General features: G+C 65.9%; 2 protein-coding genes. Both read right to left on the bottom strand.

The annotated features are described in order from the left end of the window. Window positions 1-2575 (bottom strand): lamin tail domain-containing protein (locus ACTHLF_RS14940; protein WP_440328176.1); only part of this gene is annotated, 2575 nt, incomplete at its 3' end. Between the two features lie 142 nt (window positions 2576-2717). Next, window positions 2718-3134, bottom strand: a complete 417-nt coding sequence (locus ACTHLF_RS14935) for a hypothetical protein (RefSeq protein ID WP_440328175.1) — start codon at window positions 3132-3134, stop codon at window positions 2718-2720. Window positions 3135-3174 lie beyond the last annotated feature (40 nt).

Here is a 3174-nt window from a genome sequence, read left to right as displayed (position 1 = left end):
CGTGTGCCACGGTGTTCAGTAACGCATGGTCCAGCACCTGGTGGGTGGGCACCTTGCGGGGGCCTTCGCCCTGGATGTTGCCGAAGTTCTCGGTGAACAGGAACGAGTAGCGATCCTGCGCGGGCACCGAATCCACCGCGTTCCAGAGTGCCGGCTTGACGATGTTCTTGCCGAGCTTCAGCAGGTTCTGGCTGTCGTCGTACTTGCCCGAGACCAAACCCACCACGTCGGTGAAGCCATCGCTGAACTGGTACGAGTTGAAGTCACCCACCACCATGATCGGGGTGAGCAGGTTCTTCTTGTCGGTCTGCAGCAACTGCACCTGGTTCGCGAGCGACTGTGCCTGGAGGAAACGCTTCTGGCGGTCGCGATCGGCCGTGGTGCCGGTCTTGTCGACGTTCTGGCGAGCCTTCGGGTGCACGGCGATCACGTTGACGCGCATGCGGCCGATGATCGCGGGCACGTCGGCCGTGAGCAGCAGCGGCGGGTGGTCATGCAGGAACGACTGCGTGCCGCCATCATCCCAGGTGGCATCCGCATCGAGCTGGCGCACGCTGACCACGCGGACGCGATCGGTACGGACCAGGAAGCCGACGTTGATGCCGCTCGGGTCGTGGCCCGGTTGCAGGAACGCCTCGTACTGCACCGGGTAGTCGTCGCCCAGCTGCTTGGCCAGGCCTTGGAGCACGGCAAGGCTCTTAACCTCTTCGACCGAGAGGATGTCCGGCAGCTTCAGCACGCTACCGACGTACGCGGAGAGACGCTGGGTCTTCAGCTTCACCTCGTCCGCCGTCGGCTCGGTGCTGCCGCCGCTGCAGGTGAACGTGGTGTTGAAGTCCGTATCGCAGAAGCGCTCCATGTTGAACGCACCGATGCGCGCGGCGTAGAACGGACGGCTATCGACCGGACGCGGCAGCGGGTTGGCCTTCGTGATGGTGATCTTGCTCGGGATGAACGTGTACGCGCCGAACGCATACGAGATCACGCCTTCCGCCTTGAAGGTGGTGCCGGCGTTGTACGGCGTGTTGGCGGGCACGGCGCCGAAATCGGCCGTGTTCATCTTCAGCACTTCGGGGTTGCCCGACCAGTTCGGCAGGTTCACGCCATCGGGCACCGGCACCGTGTAACGCACGCCCGGCTTGCGCAGCGAGCGCTGGCCGTTGGCGGTGATGTACACCTCGGCGAACGGCTCGTTGCTGAAGCGCAGGTTGCCGGTGGTGATCATGCCGTTGTTGATCGTGACGCGCATGCCCACGAAGCACTGGTAGTTCGTCGTGCCGCAGGAGAGGGCGTTCGGATCGTTCGACGGGACCTTGTCGTTGAAGACGACCGCGGCCGGCAGGCGCGCGCCGTGCATCGTCGTCGTGATCGTCGCGTTCTTCAGTTCCGGCAGGTTGAAGTAGTTGTCGACCGTGGCTTCCACGTCCACCTGGTCGCCGGCCTTCACCGTCGGCGCCGTGCTGGTGAACACATAGATGCCGTTCGAGGTCAGCGCATCGTTATCGGCACGGGCGTCGGGCGTCTGCATGGTGAAGCCCGCCGGGCCTACCGCCGTCACGATGTTGCCCTTGGTCGACACGCGCTTGCCAAGCAGCGGCGAGACCTGGTCGTGGCCGGTGATCTGCCAGATTTCGGCAGCGACCGGGATCTCGTTGAGGATTGCGCCGACGGCGGTGGCCTTGGCCAGCGCGACGTCACCCGAGGCGTTGGTGAGGTTCACCTTGAACGCCTTGTCCGGGCCGGCGGCCTTCGCGCCGTGCACGTTCACCGACACGGTGGCCGTGGTCTGGCCGGCCGGGATGGTGAGGTCGGTGTTGACGGCGTCGTAGTCGCCCGCGGCGACCGTGGCGGTATCGTCGGCCGTGGCGGCGTGCACGGTGACGTCAGCGGCGCCGGCCTGGCTCAGCGTCACGGTGAACGGCATCGCGACGTCATCGGCGTTGCGCAGGCTCACCGAGGCGTCGGCGATCGACAGGCTCGGGCCCTGGGCCACGCAGGTGCTGGCGCTGTTATGCGGGGTGGTCGGGGCGACCTTCACCCAGTCGGCGGAGTTATCGCCGGTGGACTGCGGGAAGCCGGCGGCATTGGTCTTGCGGCCGTAGCCCTGGTCGCCATTGGTGCTGCCCAGGCTCGCCAGCGGCGTGCCCAGCTTGTAGGCCGAGCCGGCGCTCAGGCCAACCTGGTCGATGACCGTGCCCGAGGCGTCGAGGAGGGCGAGGCCGCCATCGTCGGTGACGCCGGTCGAGTACTTCTGGTCGAACGCCACGCTGCCGGAGTAACCCGAGCTGGCGGTGTTCGCCAGCAGCAGGTAGCAACCCGGGGCGATGGTCACACCGGCCGGGAACGTGAAACGGGTACCCGTCGTGCCAGCGTTGTTGGAGGCGTTGAGCTTGTAGCCCGACACATCCAGCGGGGCGGTACCGGAGTTCTGGACTTCGACGAATTCGTCGGTGCCGCCAGCCGGGCCGCGGACGCGGAACTGGGTGATGGAAAGATCCGCCGCCTGGAGCGACGAGACGGCCATGAGGCCGGCGAGCGCCGCCCACAGGGCGCGCTGCTGCTTGGTCGAACGCATTCGATAATCCCCTCGAGTCGTTGAGTTGTACGCGACCCAAGACGCCCGCAATCCCCTGCGGCGGCGCTCCCCCTGTCAGGTCCGCCGCAGGATTTTGCCTCGGTTTTATGACAACCGAATGTGACGGGGCGCGTGAATGGGGTTACCGGAGCTCGCCGCGCTGGGCCAGGCGCCAGAGGTAAAGCGTGACGCCCACGGAAACCACGGCGTCCACGATGTCACCATGGTGCATCGCGATCCGTACGACGCTCCAGATCGCGTGGATGCCCAGGATCCAGATGGCCGCCTTGCGCATGGCGACGAAGTACAGCGCCCCGACCAGAGTCGAGAGCGGGAAGGCGAACAGGAACACTTCTCGAAGAATGGACCGCTGCCCGTTGTTGAGCTCGGCGAAGTAGTCCATCCGGAACATGATCAGGACAATGCCGCCGACCCAGATCAGTGCGTAGGCCAGGAACAGCCATGCCGCAAGTGGCCGGCCCCCGTACCACCCACGCCTGGCCGCGGTGACCTCACCCAGTCCCGCTTCGCCCACCGCGTACTGCTTCATTTCGTCCATGGCCTCCCCCCGAGGTCGTTATCAGTCGGCTTTCTGTTTC

The organism is Luteibacter sp. (genome assembly GCF_051958795.1).
Lineage (GTDB): Bacteria > Pseudomonadota > Gammaproteobacteria > Xanthomonadales > Rhodanobacteraceae > Luteibacter.
The sequence above is the reverse complement of the archived record's forward strand: the minus strand, read 5'-3'. Positions and strand labels throughout refer to the sequence as shown.